The following is a 19,023-nucleotide window of genomic DNA, read 5'->3' as shown; positions in this document are numbered from 1 at the left end:
ACGCGCATTGCCCTGCGCTTCGGACAGGATGGCAGCGGATTAGAGCGGTCAGTGCCGCCTCTCGCACGCGGGCATCCGCTCTGAACTACCGCTTCGGATTACCGACGGGCAACCGCCAATGTCAGTAGGGAAGGTCAGGGGAATGCGCTCTGGTGTGAACACGGAAATGGCCGCCCTGACCCTGGTCGGACGCTGCCGGAACGCAACCGACTACGATGCCCTATTCCGCGCCGCGCTCGACCGGCTGCACGGCGAGCGCCGCTACCGCGTCTTCGCCGACATCGAGCGCATCGCCGGCCGCTTCCCAACCGCCAACTGGCGCAAGCCCGACGGATCGGTGCGGGAGATCACGGTCTGGTGCTCGAACGATTATCTCGGCATGGGCCAGCACCCGGAGGTGGTGGGCGCCATGACCCGCACGGCGGAGCGCTGCGGCGTCGGTGCGGGCGGCACCCGCAACATCGCGGGCAACAACTCGCCGCTCGTCGATCTCGAGCGCGAGCTCGCGGATCTGCACGGCAAGGAGGCGGGCCTCGTCTTCACCTCGGGCTACGTCTCGAACCAAGCCGGCATCTCGACGATCGCCAAGCTGATCCCGAACTGCCTGATCCTGTCGGATGCCTACAACCACAACTCGATGATCGAAGGCGTGCGCCACTCGGGCTGCGAGAAGCGTGTCTTCCGCCACAACGACCTCGTGCATCTTGAGGAGCTGCTGATCGAGGCCGGCGACCGGCCGAAGCTGATCGCGTTCGAGAGCGTCTACTCGATGGACGGAGACGTGGCGCCGATCGGCAGGATCTGCGACCTCGCCGACCGCTACGGCGCCATGACCTATCTCGATGAGGTGCACGCGGTCGGCCTCTACGGCGAGCGCGGCGCCGGCATCGCCGAGCGCGACGGGGTGATGCACCGGGTCGACGTGATCGAGGGCACGCTCGCCAAGGGCTTCGGCTGCGTCGGCGGCTACATCACGGGCTCGAGCCTGGTCTGCGACGCGGTGCGCAGCCACGCGGCGGGCTTCATCTTCACCACCGCCCTGCCGCCCGCCATCGCCGCGGCCGCCCGGGCCTCGGTGCGCTACCTGAAGCGCTCGCAAGCCGAGCGCGCGGCGCATCAGCGCCAGGCCGCCCGGACCAAGGCGGCCCTGGAGGCCGCGGGCCTGCCGGTGCTGCACACCGAGACCCACATCGTCCCGGTGATGGTGGGCGATGCCGAGCTGTGCAAGGCGGCCGCCGACCACCTGCTGGAGCGGCACGCCATCTACATCCAGCCGATCAACTACCCGACCGTGCCGCGCGGCACCGAGCGGCTGCGCATCACGCCCTCGCCCTTCCACGACGAGGCGAGCATCGCCCGGCTCACCGCGGCGCTGGCCGAGACCTGGGACACCCTCGGCATTCCCCGGACCGGCACCGCTCTCGACGTCGCTGCCGAGTAGGGCGGTGTGGCGCGGCAACGAGCAAAAGAAGGATGAGCGGATCGGCACGTCCCCGACACGACCATACGGTCGCTTCGGGAATTAAACCCTCCGCGAATCCTGACTTGCGGCTGCCGACCGCCGCCAACGCGGAGATGTCTTGCCTGGGTGCGGACCCGGTCCCGAGGGAAACGCGGAGCCGGGCCACCCATAATAGTTGTTCTGTCACAAAACCGGCAGGGAGCCGCTGGAGCCACTGGATCTGCACAGCGGCTTCCGGCGGCGCTGCCCTATCTCTTCCGGCTATTTATCGTATGGGTGGGCGAAGATAATCGTAATTGCACTCTAATCATCCGAGATCGCCAGGGCGGATTGACTCCGACGGAAATGTCAGAGCTTCCCGCCCTGAACCCCCCGCTAAGCTGAGGTCGCACTCGAATTGTCAGATATCCGGTTCTATTGGGCCAGGCCGAAGCAGCAAAAGAGACACTGGCGCACGGATGCAGACGAGCGCACCACGCATTCGCCCGCGAACTGGATGCGAGCGGAAGTGGAGTCGGGCTGAACGTTGTACGTTTTGTCCACGCCAATCCACTGGCAACGTTCCTATTGGGCCCGATCCGCCCAGGCCAGACAGCCGGTAACGGCACCGCCTGCGAGAGGAACCAGTGCCAGCGCAGCGACAATCATCATGAACACGTCGATGCTGATGATGCTGGATGCCGACATGGTAAGCGTGACAAGAACCGAGTAGGTTGTTATCAGGAATGCCCCCAGGGCGGCGACCACAGAAGTAAAGAGCGCAGCGAATACCTAGATGCTGGTTGGCACTGTGGCTACTGGGGTCGGGTTCGTCAATGCCTCCTTTTGGCGAGCGCCGCTCAATTTCCATAGGGGCGGCCGGAAGGCTTTGAGCTGGATCAAAGACCCTGGCGTGGTCACCCGCGTCTGTGACGGCGCCCCAGGAAAGCGCTCGCAACAATATGAATGGACAGAATTGGGCCGATTGTGTTGAAAAACTCCGTTTGACCCTCTTCTGAGGGCATGAACCCACAACACCTGGGACAGCGGCGAGCGGCAGCCACTAGCCGTAGAGACCTCGGTCCGTGCTGAGGAGTTTTTCAACACAATCGGCCGTATGCGGTCGAACGATGCGCATAATCTGATTGCAGCTGAGAGAGGAGCAGCAACACCCCAGCGCGGGAGCGAGCCGCCGCTTGCCGTATTGCGCCGTCCAACGAGTGCAGTGCGATCGCGCCGGGAATCGGCCTCAGGATGGTCAATGCGACCGGACTGCGGGAATGCACGCCAATTCGACCGCGGCCCGGCCGACCACTGCGCCTCGCGCCAACAGGCGCCCGCGGCTCTCGTACCCGGCCGCGTGCAGGATGCCCGCCTCGCCGTCCGACAGAGCGTCATCCGAGAACTCGATGACGACCCGAGAATAGCCTAGGTCGCGTGCGAGTTGCTCCGCGCAGGCTGCAACGGCAGTGGGTAGGGCGTCACCCGGCAGGCGCCCCATATGACTACGTCCGTCACGCGCAGGAGCACTCCTCCGACGAGCGGTTCTCCAATTCGATAGGAGAAGACGGCAACGACAGCTCCGCGAGCGTTCCGCACCACCATCAGGCCACCCCTGGCCCGTGAGCCGCGTGACAGGCGCCGAACGACGGCACGCCAGTTCCGGAGCGACAGCCCAGGATGCCGCAGGTTCAGCAAAGGGTACGCTTGATCGGCTGCGGCAGGATCCAGCGGGTGTGCGGAGTAGAGGCGCGTCATCGTTCCGGTCCGAGATTGGCTCACGCTGACGCGAGACTCGCTCCTTCCATCTCCGAAGTTCCTTGATCCAGCACAAAAGCGTCGGACGCGCCAACGGTCGGACCAGACGCATGCGCCGGTGCTCGCAAGTTGGTCCCAGTTCCAGACGACGCAGTGACCGCGGCCGTTTGATTCAAATCAAGGCTTGGGAGCGAGCCCGACCGTAGGGCGGGAACATCCAATCCTGCGCGAGGCGAATCGGAAGAGCCATGGCCGCGATACCCGCAACCAAATACATGACGGAAGGAGAGGCCGGCCTAGGTCTCACCCTTCTCGCCGGCGCTATCCTCTGTGCAATCGCGTCCACCCACGCGCTCGACGCAGCCTATGGCTTCCACATGGGACTCGCGGGCCTTGCGGCCATTGCAGGAATCGCCGCGATCTTCTGGCGCTACGAGAACCGCGGGCCCGATGCGCCTCTGCAGGAGATCGCAGGTAAGCCGAACTACAATCTCGGCCCGATCAAATTCACTGCCATCGCCGCCATGATTTGGGGCATTGCGGGTTTCCTAGTCGGCTGCATCATCGCCTTCCAGCTGTGGGCGCCATCCCTGAACTTGGGGCTGGAGTACACGAGCTTCGGACGCCTGCGGCCGCTTCACACCTCGGCGGTCATCTTCGCCTTCGGCGGCAACGTTCTGATCGGCACGTCCCTGTACGTCGTGCAGCGCACCTGCCGCGCGAGGCTCGCGGGCGACCTCGCACCCTGGTTCGTGGTGCTAGGCTACAACTTCTTCATCGTGATTGCCGGCACCGGCTATCTGCTGGGCGTGACCCAGTCGAAGGAGTACGCCGAGCCCGAGTGGTACGCCGATCTGTGGCTGACCATCGTGTGGGTCGTCTATCTCCTCGTGTTCCTCGCGACGCTCTGGAAGCGCAAGGAGCCGCACATCTTTGTCGCGAACTGGTTCTATCTCGCCTTCATTGTGACGATTGCGATGCTGCACATCGTCAACAACCTCGCGATGCCAGTCTCGATCTACGGTTCTAAATCTTACCCGATCTTCGCAGGCGTGCAGGATGCGCTGATTCAGTGGTGGTACGGCCACAATGCGGTCGGCTTCTTCCTCACTGCCGGCTTCCTGGCGATCATGTACTACTTCGTCCCAAAGCGGGCCGAACGGCCGATCTACTCGTATCGGCTATCGATTATCCACTTCTGGGCCCTGATTTTTATGTACATCTGGGCGGGTCCGCACCATCTGCACTACACCGCGCTGCCCGACTGGGCGCAGACGCTGGGCATGACTTTCTCGATCATGCTCTGGATGCCGTCCTGGGGTGGCATGATCAACGGCCTCATGACGTTGTCGGGCGCCTGGGACAAGCTCCGGACCGATCCCGTCCTGCGCTTCATGGTCGTGTCGCTAGCCTTCTACGGCATGGCGACCTTCGAGGGCCCGATGATGTCCATCAAGGCGGTCAACTCGCTCTCGCACTACACCGATTGGACCATCGGCCACGTGCATTCCGGGGCGCTAGGCTGGGTCGCCTACATCTCCTTCGGCGCCCTGTACTGTCTTGTACCTTGGCTGTGGAATCGGCGCGAGCTCTACTCGCTGAAGCTGGTCGAGTGGCACTTCTGGGTCTCGACCCTCGGCATCGTACTGTACATCTCCTCGATGTGGGTCGCCGGTATTATGCAGGGTCTGATGTGGCGCGCCTACAATGCACTCGGCTTCCTCGAATACTCGTTCGTTGAGACGGTGGAGGCAATGCAGCCTTACTACCTCGTGCGTGCGCTCGGCGGAGTGCTGTTCCTGATCGGCGCGCTGATCATGGCCTACAACCTCGCCATGACCATCGCGGGCAAGACGGCCATCGAGAACGAGCCCGAGGGGCTTGCCGAGGTCGAGCCGGCTCTCGTGCCCGCCGAGTGACCGAACGGGGGCCGCACCGCGGTCCCCGCATCCAGATCCCGCACATCAGAGATCATCATCATGGCCACCGCTCAGCCCGGCCTCTGGAAGAGGCACGCGATCTTCGAGAAGAACTCCATCATCCTGCTCATCGGCGCTCTCATTGTCGTCGCCATCGGCGGGCTCGTGGAGATCACACCGCTGTTCTACCTGAAGAGCACCGTCGAGAAGGTCGAGGGGATCCGTCCCTACACACCGCTCGAGCTTGCCGGCCGCAACATCTACATTCGCGAGGGTTGCTACCTCTGCCATAGCCAAATGGTCCGGCCCATGCGCGACGAGATCGAGCGCTACGGTCACTTCTCGCTGGCTGCCGAGAGCATGTACGACCACCCGTTCCAATGGGGCTCGAAGCGCACAGGTCCCGATCTCGCGCGTGTCGGCGGCAAGTACTCCGACCAGTGGCACCGCGAGCACCTGAAGGAGCCGCGCGCCGTGGTGCCGGCCTCGATCATGCCCGCCTACGCCTTCCTGGAGCGCCCCCTCGACGCCGACGCCATCGCGGAGGATCTCAAGGCGAACCGCGCGGTCGGCGTCCCCTACACCGATGAGATGATCGCCTCGGCCAAAGCCGATCTGAAGGCGCAGCTCGATCCGGACGGCGTCGGCGCAGCTGACCTGCAGCGCCGCTATCCCGGCGCCAACGTCCGGGACTTCGGCGGGGACAAGGCCAAGGCCGCGGAGATCGACGCGCTGATCGCCTACCTGCAGGTGCTCGGCACCATGGTCGACTTCAAGATCTACGAAGACAAGAAGAACCTAAGGTGAGGCCATGAGCTACGAAACTGCAGCGAGCTTCGCGCAGACGAGCGGACTCCTCTACTTCGTCGGCATCTTCGCCGCCGTCACTCTCTACGCCTTCTGGCCGCGCAACCGGACCCGGTTCGAAGCGGCCGCCCATCTTCCCTTGAATGAGGACTGAGCCGTGGCCAACGCCGCCCATCCCGACCGACAGCCGCCCTCCGCGCCCGAGACAACAGGGCACGAATGGGACGGCATCGCAGAGTACAACAACCCGCTTCCGCGCTGGTGGCTCTATGGCCTCTACGCCACCATAGTCTGGGCCGTTGGGTACTGGGTCGCCTACCCGGCGTGGCCGCTGGTGAGCGGCTACACCGCGGGTGTCCTCGGCTACTCGCAACGCGAGAGCGTACTCGCCGAAGTCGAAGCCGTCCGGCAGGAGCGGGATGCGCGCGGTCAGGCGCAACTCGCCAGCGCGTCGGTTAGCGAGATTCGCGCGGATCCTGCCCTCCTGCGGCTGGCGCTTGCGACCGGCAAGGCTGCCTTCGGCGACAACTGCGCCGCCTGCCACGGCACCTCCGCCACGGGAAGGACCGGATATCCGAACCTGCAGGACGACGACTGGCTGTGGGGCGGCACGCCCGAGGAGATCGAGCGTTCCATCCGCTTCGGTGCGCGCTCCGGCAACGGCGAGGCCCATGTGGGCGACATGCCAGCTTTCGGGCGTGACGGCGTCCTGACGCGGGCCGAGGTCGAGGCGGTGGCCAGCTATGTCCTCTCCTTGTCCGACCGACCTGGTGTTCCCGGGGCGAACCTGGAGAAGGGAAGCGAAGTGTTCGCCGGCAACTGCGCGGGCTGCCACGGTGATAACGCCAAGGGCAATCCCGAGTTGGGTGCGCCAAACCTCGCGGACCGGATCTGGCTCTATGGATCGTCGCCACAACAGGTTGCCGCGACGGTCTCGAACGGCCGCAAGGGCGTGATGCCTGCCTGGGAGGGGCGGCTTGATCAGGCCACCATCAAGTCCCTCGCCGTCTACGTGCACGGCCTCGGCGGCGGAAAGTAGGGGGAGGGGCGGCTGCCGAGGCTCATTTGAGCGAGATCAAAGCAGCCGTCCAAGCATAGCCCTAGACGACGTCGGCGCCGGCTCGTCAGCCGGCCGGAAGGACGACGATGTCGCTGGTTCAGCCCAACCGCCAGACTCCCGCCTCCACGCTCCCTGCCGCTTCCGCGACCCGAGCAGAGCGCACGAAGAAGTTCGGTGCGAATGCCACACGAGCGGTCATTCCGGATCCGAACGGAGCGCTCTACGCGGCCCGGAAGAAGATCCAGCCGCAGGCGGTGCGAGGCACGTTCCGGACGATCAAGTGGGTGCTGCTCGCCCTCACGCTCGGCGTCTACTACCTGGTGCCCTTCCTGCGATGGAACCGAGGACCGGGGGAGCCCTCTCAGGCGGTGCTCCTCGATCTCGATAAGGGCCGCTTCCACTTCTTCTCCATCGAGCTCTGGCCTCAGGACGTCACCTACGTGATGGGCCTCCTGATCCTTGCGGCTCTCGTCTTGTTTCTGATGAACGCCGTCGCTGGTCGGGTCTGGTGCGGCTATCTCTGCCCGCAGACGGTCTGGACCGATCTGTTCCTGGCGATTGAGCGGCTGATCGAGGGCGACCGGCGCGAGCGACTCAAGCTCGACGCGGCTCCATGGACGGTCGAGAAGCTCGCTCTGCGCACGATGAAGCACACGATCTGGCTTCTGATCGCCTGGTGGACCGGCGGCGCTTGGGTTCTCTACTTCGCGGACGCGCCGACCTTGGTCGCGCAGCTCGCCACCTTCCAAGCCCCGCCGGTCGCCTACGCAGCCATATTCACGCTGACGGCCACGACGTACCTCCTCGCCGGACACATGCGCGAGCAGGTCTGCACCTACATGTGCCCCTGGCCCCGCATTCAGGGTTCGTTGACCGACGAGCACTCGCTCAACATCCTGTACCGTGGCGATCGTGGCGAGCCGCGCACTTCGGCCAAGAAGACGGCGGCGCTGCGCGCGGCCGCTCAACCGGCAGGTGACTGCGTGGACTGTTTCGCCTGCGTCACCGCATGCCCGGCCGGTATCGACATCCGCGACGGCTTGCAGATGGACTGCATCCAGTGCGGCCTGTGCGTCGACGCCTGCGATACCGTGATGGGCAGGCTCGGGCGGCCTCACGGATTGATCGCCTACGACACCGAGGCCAACGTTCGCCGCAGAGCGCAGGGATTGCCGCCGGTATTGCGCATCGTCCGGCCGCGCACGGTGCTGTACGGCGTGCTCGTAGCGGCCATCAGCGGCTTCATGCTCTACAGTCTCGCGACCCGCAGCTTTACCGGGCTGAGCGTCCTGCATGACCGCAATCCGCTGTTCGTGACCCTCTCGGATGGTTCCGTGCGCAACGGGTACACGGTTCGCGTCGTGAACAAGCGACTGGCCCAACGTAGGCTGAGCCTCGCCGTCGACGGCCTGCCCGAGGTGCGGCTCGAAGTCGTGGGCGGCACGCCGGACGATCTCGTCGTCACCTCGGACTCGACTCAGGAATTCCGCGTCCTCCTGTTCGCTCCCGCAGGCGCGAAGCTCGCCGCCTCGGTTCCTGTCACCTTCCGTCTCGCCGACCCGGAGACGGGCGAGGGCGCGTCCGCGAACGATTACTTCAAAGGTCCTTAATCATGAACATTCCGGCCGTTCCTAGCAGATCAGCTTCTGGCTTCCGTCTGACGGGCGGCAAGGTGCTGGCGATCTTCATTGCCTTCTTTGGCACCATCGCGAGCGCCGACGCGCTCCTCGTCACCTCGGCCTTCCGGACATGGTCCGGCCTCGAGGTGGCGTCCCCCTACCAAGCGAGCCAGCGCTACAACGAGGAATTGCGGCTTGCCCGCCGGCAAGGCGAGAGGGGCTGGCACCTCGAGAGCCGGACGGAGCGTGAGGGTAGTGACGGTCTGGTGGTCGCTGTGACTCTGCGGGACCGGCACGGGCAGCCGCTCGGCGACAGGCGTCTGCGGGCTCGCCTCGAACGCCCGACCGACAAGCGGGGCGACCTGACGATCGCGCTCGCAGAGACCACCCCTGGCGACTACGTCGCGCATCTCGACGCGGTGTCCGCTGGGCAATGGGATCTCGTCGTCGACGTCCTGAGCGCCGACGGCGACGACTATCGGCGCAAGAGCCGCATCGTCCTGCGCTGATCGGGGAAGTTTGGGAGACACGGGCGATGTGCTGCACGGACATGGCGCTGGCCTACGTCGAGGCCCATGCTTCCTGGAGCGAGGCGAACACGAAGCCCTCGCTCGCCAGGGACTATAAGGCCTTCGTCGCGCGGGCGCGGGATGGGTCCGCCCGTGCCGAGTTCGCCGTCGAAGGCGTCCGCTGCGCAGCGTGCATGGCCACGATCGAGCACGGCCTTGCTGGAATGCCGGGCGTGGCTCGGGCCCGCCTCAACTTTTCGGATCGGCGCCTCGCGGTCGAGTGGACGCCGGATGCGGAGCCCGACGTCGGTGGTGTCATCGGAGCGCTCAGCGATCTAGGCTACAACGCACAGCCCTTCGATCCCGGACGGCCACCCGACGCGGAAGCTGCCGAGATGCGCCGTCTCGTCCGTGCGCTGGCGGTCGCCGGTTTCGCCTCGATGAACGTGATGCTGCTGGCGATCTCCGTCTGGGCCGGCAACGTCTCCGACATGGCCCCAGAGAACAGGGACCTTTTCCACTGGATCCAGGCCGTGATTGCTCTGCCGGCGGCGGCCTATGCCGGACGGCCGTTCTACGAGGGCGCGTTTCGGGGCCTGCGTGCCGGTCGGGTGACCATGGATTTCCCCATCACCCTCGGGGTGGTGCTGACCCTGATCATGTCAGTCGTCGAGACCCTGTCGGGGGCGGCACATGCGTACTTCGACGGCGCGATCATGCTGCTGTTCTTCCTGCTGATCGGTCGGGTTCTCGATCAGACCATGCGCCGTCGCACGCGGGCGTTCGCCGAGAACCTTGCGACGCTCCGCTGCGAGACCGCGGCGCGTGTGGAGGCGGACGGAAGCGTGCGCGAGGTGCCGGTAGGCGAACTTCTCGCTGGCTGCCGCATCCTGGTTCGTCCGGGGGAGCGCGTGCCAGCCGACGGCACCGTCGAGCGTGGAGCCTCCGATCTCGATCAGAGCCTTGTCACGGGCGAGACTGCGGCGGTGACGGTCCGTTGCGGTGATAGGGTCTATGCGGGCGCTCTCAATGGCAACGGTGCCATCACGGTTCAGGTCACGGCCGCGGCGGGCGCAACGCTGCTCGACGAGGTGGAAGGTCTGATGCGGAGAGCCCTCGAGGTCCGCTCGCGCGCCCTCGTGCTCGCCGACAAGGCCACCCGGCTCTACGTGCCGGTGGTCCACGCGGCCGCTGCCCTGACACTCGTCGGCTGGCTCGCCGTGGGTGCCGGTTGGCATGCGGCGCTGCTTGCTGCAGTCTCGGTGCTAATCATCACATGCCCCTGCGCGCTCGGCCTAGCGATCCCTGCGGTTCAGGTGGCAGCGGCCGGGGCCCTGTTCCGCGAGGGCGTTCTGCTCGGCGACGGCACGGCGCTCGAGAGGTTTGCCGAGATCGATACGGTCGTGTTCGACAAGACCGGCACGCTGACTCTTCCGGAGCCCGCCCTTGCCGATGCTGACGTAGACGTGGGTGCACTGGCGCAGGCGGCCCGTCTCGCCCGGTCGAGCCGCCACCCGATGGCGGCCGCCCTTGCGCAAGCCGCAAGTCCCGCTGAGCCCTATCCTGGAGCGCAGGAGGCGGCCGGGCTCGGCGTACGGGCCTTCGTCGACGGCGTGGAACTACGCCTCGGGTCGCCGCGCTTCTGCGATGCCGAACTTTGCGCCGCGGCAGCTCTCGACGCCATTCCGGACGCCTCCGTCATCTGCTTTCGCGCAGGGGACACGGCACCTGTGGCCTTCGCCGTGCGCCAGGAAGTCCGCCCTGACGCGGTCGACGTGATTGCGGCTCTTCGGGCGGCAGGGCGCCGAGTCGTGATCCTATCCGGAGACCGTGCATCCGCCGTCGCTTCCGTCGCTGGCCGCCTGGGCGTGGCCGAGTGGGAGAGCGGTCTTGCACCGCAGGATAAGATCTCCAGGCTCGAGGCGCTCGGTCGCGCGGGCCGGCGGGTGCTGATGGTGGGCGACGGGCTCAACGATGCACCGGCTCTTGCGGCTGCACATGCCTCGCTTTCCCCCGTGACCGCGGCCCATGTCAGCCAAGCGGCCGCCGACGCATTGTTTCTCGGCAGGAACCTCGCACCTGTCTTGGCCGTGCTCTCGACCGGCCGCAAGGCCAAGCGGCTCATGCTTCAGAACCTCTGGATGGCAGCCGCCTACAACGTCATCGCCATTCCGCTTGCAGCGTCAGGCCTCCTGACGCCCCTGATTGCCGCGCTCGCGATGTCGGGTTCCTCGCTTGTGGTCACATTGAACGCTCTGCGTGCGAGGGTCGGCGATGGGGCGGAGCGTGTCGATACCGCGGTCGATGCAAAGCCTGAAGCCCGCCTCGTGACTTCTGCCGCCTGAGCCATATCCATGAACGTGCTTCTTCTCGTCATTCCCATCGCCCTAGCGCTCGGCGGCCTTGGGCTCTGCGCCTTCCTCTGGGCCCTGAATTCGGGCCAGTACGAGGACATCGAGGGTGCCGAGTACCGCGTGCTGTCAGATGACTGACCTCGTCCTGGCACATCCGGCTGGCCGACCCGTGATCAAGCGAAGTCGTGTTCGGCCCTGGGCCGTCGCAGGAGCGGCGCTCCTTACGATGCTGGCGACAGCCGCTGCGATCGGTGCACCCGGCGTCCTGATCATTCCTCTGAGCCAAGAGTTCGGCTGGTCAACCGCGTCCATCTCGTCGGCTCTGGCGGTCCGGTCGGTCTTGTTCGGTCTGATGGGGCTTGCAGCTGCGCCGCTGATGAACGCGCTCGGCCTCCGCCGCGTGATGCTCGCGGCCCTTCTGCTCGTCGGGACCGGTCTCCTGGCTTCTTTGGCCATGACGAGAATCTGGCATCTCGTCCTCCTCTGGGGCGCGCTAATCGGCATCGGCAGCGGCGCAACGGCCCTCGTGCTAGGCGCGACGGTGGCCACGCGCTGCTTTCCGCGACGAAGCGGCTTCGTCATGGGTGTGCTGGGCGCCGGCGCGGCGGCCGGTCCGTTAGTCGTGCTACCGGCCATCTCCGCCCTGGCGGAGGCTGGTGGGTGGCGTGCGGCGGTCTTCGCACTCGTCGTACTCGCCGCGCTGGCGGCGGTCGCCGTTCTTGTGCTCGTGCCGGAGGAATCCGGAGGAGCCGATGACGGTCTCGGACGGATTGGGCGAAGCGGCGGGAACGAACCAGCCGCGATTGCGCTTCACGGCGCGGCTAGGTCGGGCATCTTCTGGGTTCTGCTCGGCACGTTCGCGATCTGCGGCGCGGCGACCAGCGGTCTCGTGCAGACCCACTTCGTGCCCTTCTGCGCCGACTATGGTCTCTCCTCCTTCAGAGCCGCAAACGTGCTCGCTCTGATGGGCCCGCTTGCCGTCCTCGGTTCGCTGGGCGCGGGCTGGTTGTCCGATCGCTTCGACGGCGGCTGGCTCTTGTTCTGGTTCTACGGTCTGCGCGGCCTCTCGCTGCTGTGTCTGCCGTTCACCGACTTCTCGCTCACGGCTCTAGCAGTGTTCGGCATGTTCTACGGCCTCGACTGGATTGCGACAGTGCCGCCGACCGTGAAACTGATCGTCCTCCGATTCGGGCGGGAGCGGGCGACCCTCATTCTCGGATGGATCTTCGCAGGGCACCAATTCGGAGCTGCAGCGGCTGTATTCGCGGCAGGTCACTTGCGGGACGCTTCGGCAGGCTACCTGCCGGCGTTCCTCGTGGCAGGTGTATTGTGCCTGTTCGCAGCTGCTGCCTTACCGGTCCTATCGGTGCCTGCCGGATCCGGCCTCGGCGGCCGGGACCGCACTTGATTCAGGTCAAGGCCGAGCTGTGCCGGAGCGATAGGACGGACACGCTAGACGTCATGGACCTCGCTTCGGGATGCGCTCCAAAGGACCGCCGGGAGCAGATTGACCGCTCGTAGACGTCTTCAGCACGTATCATCGCCGCGGAGTGCTCGCTTGACCCGCCGGAAAGCTCGCCGTCTCGTCCTGATCAGTGCCTGCGGCACCGTGCTGGCGCTCGCGGTGGGGCTGATCCTGTCCGCGATGAGCGGCTCGATCGTATTCTTCCGCTCGCCCACCGAGGTCGCCCAGCAGGGCGTGGCGCCGGGCACCCGCTTCCGCCTCGGCGGCCTCGTCAAGGAGGGCTCGCTCCGGCGCGGGCCCGATCAGACGGTCGATTTCGCCGTCACCGACACGAACTCCACCGTGCAGGTCAGCTACAAGGGCCTGCTGCCGGACCTGTTCCGCGAGGGCCAGGGCGTGGTGACCGAGGGGATGCTAGAGCCCAGCGGCCTCTTCCGCGCCGACACCGTGCTCGCCAAGCACGACGAATCCTACATGCCTCGCGAGGCGGCAGACGCGCTGAAGGCGCAGGGACATTGGCAGGGCAGCAGAAACACGTCCGACAGGGCTGCAACGCCTGGAACGCGCAGTTAGGGCCCTCGTCGCCGATGCAAGGCCAACAGACGTCGCGCGCCGAATCCTGTTCTCGCAGCGAAGTTGGAAGGGCTTCCGCGACTGTGGATCGCTGAAACCGCTCCGCAACCGCTGGCAGCGCACGATCTGCGCAATTCGAGGGTGCGCCCATCTACGCGAAGCGGTTGCTCAAGGCTTCTAGAGCCGTTCCCGCTCATGTCGGGACGGCCAAGTCGGTATCGTAGCCGGCTGCGGCGAGGCAGTTGCGGCACTCGTCGGCCGTGAAGCGAGCGAAGGCTTGCCGGATGGTGTGCCACAGGTCTGGGACAGTGCGGGCCGCCGCGGTTCGGAGCAGGCCCTTCAACTTGGCGAAGATTTGCTCGATCGGATTGAAGTCCGGGCTGTAGGGCGGGAGGTAGAGCAGCCTCGCCCCGGCGGCCTCGATGGCCTCGCGCACCCCCGTCACCTTGTGAGCCTGCAGGTTGTCGAGGATGACGGTGTCGCCGAGCCTGAGCACGGGCACGAGCGTGTCAGTGACGTAGGCCCGGAAGCGTGCGCCGTTCGTGGCTCCGTCGAACAGGGTGGTGGCACACAGGCCATCGCTGCGCAGGGCGGCGGTGACGGTGGTGGTTTTGTAGTGCCCCTGCGGGACGGCGAGGCGGCAGCGCTCGCCCCGCGGGGCTCGACCGTATCGGCGCGCCATGTTGGTGGCCGCGGCGGTCTCGTCGAGGAAGACCAGTCTGTCGGGATCGAGGGCGTCCTGGTTCTCGAACCACGCCTCGCGGGCGGCCCTTACGTCCTCGCGCGCCTGCTCGGCGGCGTGGATCGCCCCTTTTTACGGGTGATGCCGTGCCGGGCGAAGAAGCGGGACAGGCTGCTCGTGCTGGTCTGCACGCCGTGCTCGGCCAAGGCGTCACGCAACTCATGCAGGAAGATCGCGGGCCGCGCCTCGTAGGTCGTCAGGATCAGTTCGGCCTGCGCCTCGATCCGGTGCGAGGCATGATCGCCACCCGACGGCTTGGGCGCGAGCTGCCCCTCCTGGCGGAACTGTTCCGACCAGCGGCTGGCACTGGACACGCTGACCCCGAACCGGGCTGCCGCCTGATGACAGGACGTCCCCTCCGAAACGGCAGAGACGACACGCTCGCGTAGATCAACGGACAGGGGTGAAGGCATCGGCATCCTCCTTCACTCCTCAACGTCCCAACTCCCGAACCGTCCCAACACGCTCGGGCGCAACTCTAGGTCCGCGATCGTGATGATGCCGCGGCTGCTGACGCTCTCTGCATTCCTACGCTCCTGCAGCCTCGATAGATCCGCCTCCCGGAAGACGGTCGCGCGCTCCGCTGCCGTGAACGTATCGTAGACGCCCGGCCACCAGACGCCATCCTCCACGACCGCAAACGCACCGGTCTCCACCTTGAGAACCTTCGGCACCGTGGACCCGTAAGCTCCTGAACACGATCTCATCGGTCCGTGGACCGGCCCGCGACGATGTTCATGGCGCCAGCGTGCCCACCAGCGCATTGCGCTGCATCAAGGGCAGTGGACCCTAACGCCACGAGGTGGTGCCGGCCGGCCGCTTGATAGGACTACCGCCTCGCGAGGCTCGACCGCCAATCGAGGCTGCCGCAAAGGAGCCGAGGAGTTCCGCGCAGATCTTAGACCTTCGCAACAGGATCCGGTGTCCGTCCACGAGTCTTCGGCTGGCGCTCCGTGAGCCTGTCCGAGTTGATCATTCGATTTTCGGCCCCGTCAGCACGCGCCAGTAGGCAGCTGCGAAGCCGACGAAGGCTGCGGCCCAAAGAACCGCCGCCAGTGGCAGCAGTCCGGCGAACCAAGCCGGATGCAGCGAGGCGCAGATCCGCGCGACAACCGACAAGCCTGCCAAGCCGTACAGCGCCTGCAGCGTCGGCGTGGCGGCGAGCGGTCGTCCCGTGTGGCCGAGGCTTGCCCGAGACATGACCGCCAGCGTCATCATTCCGAGCGCACCGCCTGTCCAGGCATGGATGCCCGCGCCTGCCGGCACGAACCCGAGCGAAGCGGCCCCGATCAGGAGGAAGCCGAGCGGCACGAACGCGTAGGCCACGTGCAGGACGAGGACGAGGCGATCCCCCCAGGTGCGGTCTCCGGCCCAACGCGCCAACTGAACCGCTTGGATCGCTCCAGATGCAAGAAGAGCCGCCCCCGTGATCGACGATTGCGGCTTGCAGACCCAAAGCGCGAGAGTGGGCAGCGCGGACGCCATCGCTATCCGGTCGAAAGAGCCGTACGGCACCGGCATCCGTCCCGGCTTCGTCTTTGCTAGCCAATTGCGGGTAAAGCTCGGGACGATGCGCCCGCCGATGAGCATCACGAGCACGAGCGTTGCCGCGATGCCGACGCGCGTGCCGTACTCCGCCGTGCCCCACAGATGAGCCTCGAGATGGAACAGTGCATTGCCACCCAACAGGGCGACGAGCACCGCAAGCACCTTCAGATTGCGCCAGTTCCGCCCGGCGAATATCTCGCGGGCAGTGGCGGCGGTCAGCAGGAAGAGGAACGACAGGTCAACGACAGCAGCGGGCAGCCATCCGGTCCATGCAGAAACGCTCACTGCGACGCGGCCAGCCGCCCAGGCCGACACGAGGACCAGAAGCGGACCTCTCTGCAGCGGTAGGCGTCCTGTCCAGTTCGGGATGGCAGTCAGCAGAAACCCGGCCACGACGGCCGCCAGGAAGCCGAAGAGCATCTCGTGGACGTGCCAATCCCGACCGACGAACAGAGTGGGCAGCGCGAGCTCCCCGACGAAGATCGAAAGCCACAGAACGATTGCCACGCCCGCATAGATCGAGGCGAACAGGAAGAATGGCCGGAAGCCGTAGGAGAGGAACGAGGGGCCTGCGTAGGCGCGCAGCCGCGGAACAGGAGCCATCTTCGTCAACTCCGGCAGACTTCGAGTGAAGGGCGACGTGCGGCGTCCAGCCTCGGCAGCCATTCCGTACCACCTGCCCAATTCGGTCTACTTGACTCAGATCAAGGATCGACGCTCTCCGCATGGCCACAAGAATGCACGCAGCCGAAGATCCGGAGGTGTGAACCATGCTCTCTTGGTTGAGACACCGCGCGATGCGGCACGAGGATTTGCCGAGTGCACCGCATGCGCATCACAAGTCGGCGGGCGGTCTCGATCCCGAGGTGCTTGATTGTCTTGAAAAGGTCCAAGATCCGGAGGTCGGCATTAGCATCGTCCATCTCGGCCTCGTCTACCGTGCCGTACGGAAGGCTGGACGAATTGAGGTCGATCTGACTCTCACCGCGCGAACCTGCCCCCTCGGCGATCTGCTCGTCGAAGAAGCTCGCACCTGCCTCTTACGGCGGTTTGGCGGAAACTGTCCGATCCTGGTCTCACTTGTCTGGGATCCAGTCTGGACACCGGATCGGATCACACAGAGCGGACTTGAACTCCTCGGACGCCGTCCACAACACGTGAGCTGACCGAGCGCGAGTGTACGGCTCCGCTCTCAGGCATGCCGAGCCTGCCTCGGCGGTGCCGCCGAACGGTCGTTCGAGTTCGGCACGCCCCGTTCATACCGGTAGATCGTCTTCTTGAACCGCTTCGGATTGAGCGAACGAAGCGGCAACGCCAAACTCCAAGTCATACTCCGGCGAAGAACAGAAACATGTCCCGAAACCCGGCGCGCTCAGGAGCTCCTAAGTCGACCTCGTGGCGGCAGACCGCCGCTCAGGAGACGCAGACTTCCGAGCGGCGCAACGGACTCGCGATGTCGAAGGCTGCACTCTTCACATGCGCAGCGGCGACGCTGGCACTCGGGATCTGGACCGGGCTGTCGCGCGTGGGCTGGGACCTGCCGCGGGCGGAAGCCTTCTCCGACCTGCATGGACCCCTCATGATCTTGGGGGTGTTCGGTACCCTGATCGGGCTCGAGCGGGCCGTCGCGTCCGGAGCCCATTGGCCCTTCGTGGCACCCGCTCTCTCAAGCGCCGCGTCGCTCCTGCTGCTGATCGCGCCTTCTCGGGCGCCCGGAGCCTGGGCCTATGTCCTGGCGGCAGCCGTGACGACGCTGGTTGCGCTCGTCGCGATGCTTCGGCAGCCGGCCGTGTTCACACTGGCGTTGGAAGTCGGCGCCGTCTCGTTGCTGACTGGCAGCACGCTCTGGGCCACAGGGCAGCCTGTCCCCGATCTCGTCGGCTGGTGGCTCGCCTTCCTGGTGCTGACCATCGCCGGGGAGCGCCTCGAACTCAGTCGGCTCCTTCCAGGGCGGAGCGGGAGCAGCCCTCTCTTCCTCCTCGCGACAGGGATCTTTCTGGCCGGTGCCGCCAGTGGCCTCATGGACGCGACGGGATCGCGTCTCATGGGTGCAGGCCTTCTGGCGCTCGCGGCGTGGCTGGCGCGCCACGACATCGCGATGCGGACCATTCGGGGACACGGTCAGCCCCGCTTTATGGCCGCCTCCATGCTCGCAGGCTACGTTTGGCTCGGAACCGCTGGCCTGCTCCTCTTGATCTTCCCACCCGGCTCCACTGCGTACGGATACGACATGGCCGTTCATGCCGTTCTGCTCGGGTTCGTGCTGTCGATGGTCTTTGGGCACGCGCTCGTCATTCTACCCGCCGTAGGAGGGGTCCGAGTGCGCTATGCTCCGGTCCTCTACGGCCCGTTGACCGTCCTGCACGCGTCCGTCGTCTTCCGGCTCGGCGCCGATTTGTTCGGCTCCGAGGCAGGTCGTCGCTGGAGCAGCATCGCCACAGTCATCGCCATCCTAAGCTTCGCCGCTTCGGTCGCCGCGCTGACCTCCGGCGCCCGTCGGCTCCTTGGCCGAAGCGAATCCTGATGACCGAATTCACTCTGGCGCTTACCGTCTTCCTCACGGCTCACTCCGTGCCGGCGGCTCCGCGCATTCGCGACCGCATGGTGTCAGCCATGGGGCTACGCCTCTACCTGTTCACGTACTCGCTTCTTTCGATCGCGCTGCTCGCATAGCTCGTCGTAGCGACACGTCGGGCCGACACGATCGTGCTCTGGCACCCTGCTGAGTGGCAATGGTACGTCGCACTCGTTCTGATGCCGTTCGCCCTATTCTTCGGAGTAAGCGGCCTTCTAACCCCAAACCCGCTATCGATCTCGCTGAGGGGAGGGGAAGAGCCCGGTCCTGCGGTCGCCGTCACCCGTCACCCGCTGCTCTGGGGTTTCCTGCTGTGGGCGGCGGTTCATATACCGGCGAACGGCGATCTTGCCACTGTCCTCCTGTTCGGCAGCATGTCCGCCTTCGCTGGACTTGGTTTCCACCTGCTGGATGCGAAGGCACGCGGCCGCCTGGGTCAGGAACGCTGGCGGGAGCTGAGCCGAACCTACTCCAACATCCCGTTCGCCGCACTCTTGGCCGGACGGGTCCGCATCGGCACCTGGAAGCCGCTCGCGCTCGCCACGGCCGCGAGCCTCGCCCTCTATGCATGGATCCTCCTGCAGGGACATGCGCTGTTGGTAGGATCCGATCCGCTGGCCTCGCTCCGGGCATTGGGATGAGATCGGTCAGGC

Annotated in this window: 16 protein-coding genes and 1 pseudogene; 14 read left to right on the top strand and 3 right to left on the bottom strand. The window is 65.8% G+C overall.

The window, feature by feature from the left end; all coding sequences use genetic code 11:
• The first annotated feature begins 166 nt into the window (after positions 1-166).
• The 11 genes from hemA to ccmE all read left to right on the top strand — a co-directional run bounded on the left by hemA (position 167) and on the right by ccmE (position 13,505).
• On the top strand, positions 167-1,441 hold the full coding sequence (hemA, locus tag DK389_RS02390; RefSeq protein ID WP_109887273.1) for a 5-aminolevulinate synthase: 1,275 nt from the start codon (positions 167-169) through the stop codon (positions 1,439-1,441).
• Positions 1,442-3,474: 2,033 nt separating this feature from the next.
• Positions 3,475-5,118, top strand: coding sequence for a cytochrome-c oxidase, cbb3-type subunit I (gene ccoN / locus DK389_RS02380; RefSeq protein WP_418292094.1), 1,644 nt, complete (start codon positions 3,475-3,477; stop codon positions 5,116-5,118).
• Positions 5,119-5,178: 60 nt separating this feature from the next.
• Entirely contained in the window at positions 5,179-5,925 is a 747-nt protein-coding gene (gene ccoO, locus DK389_RS02375) for a cytochrome-c oxidase, cbb3-type subunit II (RefSeq protein ID WP_109887270.1), read from the top strand.
• 4 nt (positions 5,926-5,929) lie between these two features.
• Entirely contained in the window at positions 5,930-6,079 is a 150-nt protein-coding gene (locus DK389_RS02370) for a cbb3-type cytochrome c oxidase subunit 3 (RefSeq protein ID WP_109887269.1), read from the top strand.
• A gap of 3 nt (positions 6,080-6,082) precedes the next feature.
• Positions 6,083-6,964, top strand: coding sequence for a cytochrome-c oxidase, cbb3-type subunit III (gene ccoP, locus DK389_RS02365; RefSeq protein WP_109887268.1), 882 nt, complete (start codon positions 6,083-6,085; stop codon positions 6,962-6,964).
• A gap of 107 nt (positions 6,965-7,071) precedes the next feature.
• Positions 7,072-8,595, top strand: coding sequence for a cytochrome c oxidase accessory protein CcoG (gene ccoG / locus DK389_RS02360; protein WP_109887267.1), 1,524 nt, complete (start codon positions 7,072-7,074; stop codon positions 8,593-8,595).
• A gap of 2 nt (positions 8,596-8,597) precedes the next feature.
• Positions 8,598-9,113, top strand: a complete 516-nt coding sequence (locus tag DK389_RS02355; RefSeq protein ID WP_109887266.1) for a FixH family protein — start codon at positions 8,598-8,600, stop codon at positions 9,111-9,113.
• Positions 9,114-9,139: 26 nt separating this feature from the next.
• Complete coding sequence (locus DK389_RS02350) at positions 9,140-11,458, top strand: heavy metal translocating P-type ATPase (protein ID WP_109887265.1); 2,319 nt, start codon at positions 9,140-9,142, stop codon at positions 11,456-11,458.
• A gap of 9 nt (positions 11,459-11,467) precedes the next feature.
• Complete coding sequence (ccoS, locus tag DK389_RS02345; protein ID WP_109887264.1) at positions 11,468-11,605, top strand: cbb3-type cytochrome oxidase assembly protein CcoS; 138 nt, start codon at positions 11,468-11,470, stop codon at positions 11,603-11,605.
• An 88-nt stretch (positions 11,606-11,693) separates the two neighbouring features.
• The gene (locus DK389_RS02340; RefSeq protein ID WP_210206726.1) at positions 11,694-12,875 is read left to right on the top strand and encodes an MFS transporter; all 1,182 of its coding nucleotides are present in this window, start codon (positions 11,694-11,696) and stop codon (positions 12,873-12,875) included.
• A gap of 150 nt (positions 12,876-13,025) precedes the next feature.
• Entirely contained in the window at positions 13,026-13,505 is a 480-nt protein-coding gene (gene ccmE, locus DK389_RS02335; RefSeq protein ID WP_109887262.1) for a cytochrome c maturation protein CcmE, read from the top strand.
• Between the two features lie 193 nt (positions 13,506-13,698).
• On the opposite strand, the gene DK389_RS02330 is transcribed toward ccmE, so the two are convergent.
• The 3 genes from DK389_RS02330 to DK389_RS02320 all read right to left on the bottom strand — a co-directional run bounded on the left by DK389_RS02330 (position 13,699) and on the right by DK389_RS02320 (position 16,398).
• Positions 13,699-14,660, bottom strand: a protein-coding gene (locus DK389_RS02330) for an IS630 family transposase (RefSeq protein ID WP_109887261.1) whose coding sequence is annotated in 2 segments (ribosomal slippage) — positions 13,699-14,309 and positions 14,309-14,660 — 963 coding nt in all. Because the reading frame shifts where the segments join, the coding sequence is not laid out codon by codon here.
• 12 nt (positions 14,661-14,672) lie between these two features.
• Positions 14,673-14,921 (bottom strand): hypothetical protein, encoded by a 249-nt coding sequence (locus DK389_RS02325; RefSeq protein ID WP_109887260.1) that lies wholly within the window; start codon positions 14,919-14,921, stop codon positions 14,673-14,675.
• Positions 14,922-15,219: 298 nt separating this feature from the next.
• Positions 15,220-16,398: an NnrS family protein gene (locus DK389_RS02320; protein WP_109895946.1), complete on the bottom strand. Its 1,179-nt coding sequence runs from the start codon at positions 16,396-16,398 to the stop codon at positions 15,220-15,222.
• 194 nt (positions 16,399-16,592) lie between these two features.
• On the opposite strand from DK389_RS02320, the gene DK389_RS02315 reads away from it, so the two are divergent.
• The 3 genes and pseudogenes from DK389_RS02315 to DK389_RS02305 all read left to right on the top strand — a co-directional run bounded on the left by DK389_RS02315 (position 16,593) and on the right by DK389_RS02305 (position 19,011).
• Positions 16,593-16,961, top strand: coding sequence for a metal-sulfur cluster assembly factor (locus DK389_RS02315; RefSeq protein ID WP_236960541.1), 369 nt, complete (start codon positions 16,593-16,595; stop codon positions 16,959-16,961).
• 287 nt (positions 16,962-17,248) lie between these two features.
• Positions 17,249-18,319: a hypothetical protein gene (locus DK389_RS02310; RefSeq protein ID WP_109887258.1), complete on the top strand. Its 1,071-nt coding sequence runs from the start codon at positions 17,249-17,251 to the stop codon at positions 18,317-18,319.
• Positions 18,319-19,011 (top strand): annotated as a pseudogene (locus DK389_RS02305) (NnrU family protein). Before DK389_RS02310 ends, DK389_RS02305 begins: the two are co-directional and overlap by 1 nt.
• The last annotated feature ends 12 nt before the right edge of the window (positions 19,012-19,023 follow it).

The organism is Methylobacterium durans (assembly GCF_003173715.1).
Classification (GTDB): Bacteria; Pseudomonadota; Alphaproteobacteria; order Rhizobiales; family Beijerinckiaceae; genus Methylobacterium; species Methylobacterium durans.
The sequence above is the reverse complement of the archived record's forward strand: the minus strand, read 5'-3'. Positions and strand labels throughout refer to the sequence as shown.

Excerpts from the sequence above, each read along its gene's own strand:
- ccoG (WP_109887267.1), top strand. The coding sequence starts at position 7,072 with ATGTCGCTGGTTCAGCCCAACCGCCAGACTCCCGCCTCCACGCTCCCT.
- DK389_RS02370 (WP_109887269.1), top strand. The coding sequence starts at position 5,930 with ATGAGCTACGAAACTGCAGCGAGCTTCGCGCAGACGAGCGGACTCCTC.
- hemA (WP_109887273.1), top strand. The coding sequence starts at position 167 with ATGGCCGCCCTGACCCTGGTCGGACGCTGCCGGAACGCAACCGACTAC.
- DK389_RS02340 (WP_210206726.1), top strand. The coding sequence starts at position 11,694 with ATGCTGGCGACAGCCGCTGCGATCGGTGCACCCGGCGTCCTGATCATT.
- ccoN (WP_418292094.1), top strand. The coding sequence starts at position 3,475 with ATGACGGAAGGAGAGGCCGGCCTAGGTCTCACCCTTCTCGCCGGCGCT.
- DK389_RS02355 (WP_109887266.1), top strand. The coding sequence starts at position 8,598 with ATGAACATTCCGGCCGTTCCTAGCAGATCAGCTTCTGGCTTCCGTCTG.
- DK389_RS02310 (WP_109887258.1), top strand. The coding sequence starts at position 17,249 with ATGTCGAAGGCTGCACTCTTCACATGCGCAGCGGCGACGCTGGCACTC.
- ccoS (WP_109887264.1), top strand. The coding sequence starts at position 11,468 with ATGAACGTGCTTCTTCTCGTCATTCCCATCGCCCTAGCGCTCGGCGGC.
- ccoO (WP_109887270.1), top strand. The coding sequence starts at position 5,179 with ATGGCCACCGCTCAGCCCGGCCTCTGGAAGAGGCACGCGATCTTCGAG.
- DK389_RS02320 (WP_109895946.1), bottom strand. The coding sequence starts at position 16,398 with ATGGCTCCTGTTCCGCGGCTGCGCGCCTACGCAGGCCCCTCGTTCCTC.
- DK389_RS02350 (WP_109887265.1), top strand. The coding sequence starts at position 9,140 with ATGTGCTGCACGGACATGGCGCTGGCCTACGTCGAGGCCCATGCTTCC.
- DK389_RS02315 (WP_236960541.1), top strand. The coding sequence starts at position 16,593 with ATGCGGCACGAGGATTTGCCGAGTGCACCGCATGCGCATCACAAGTCG.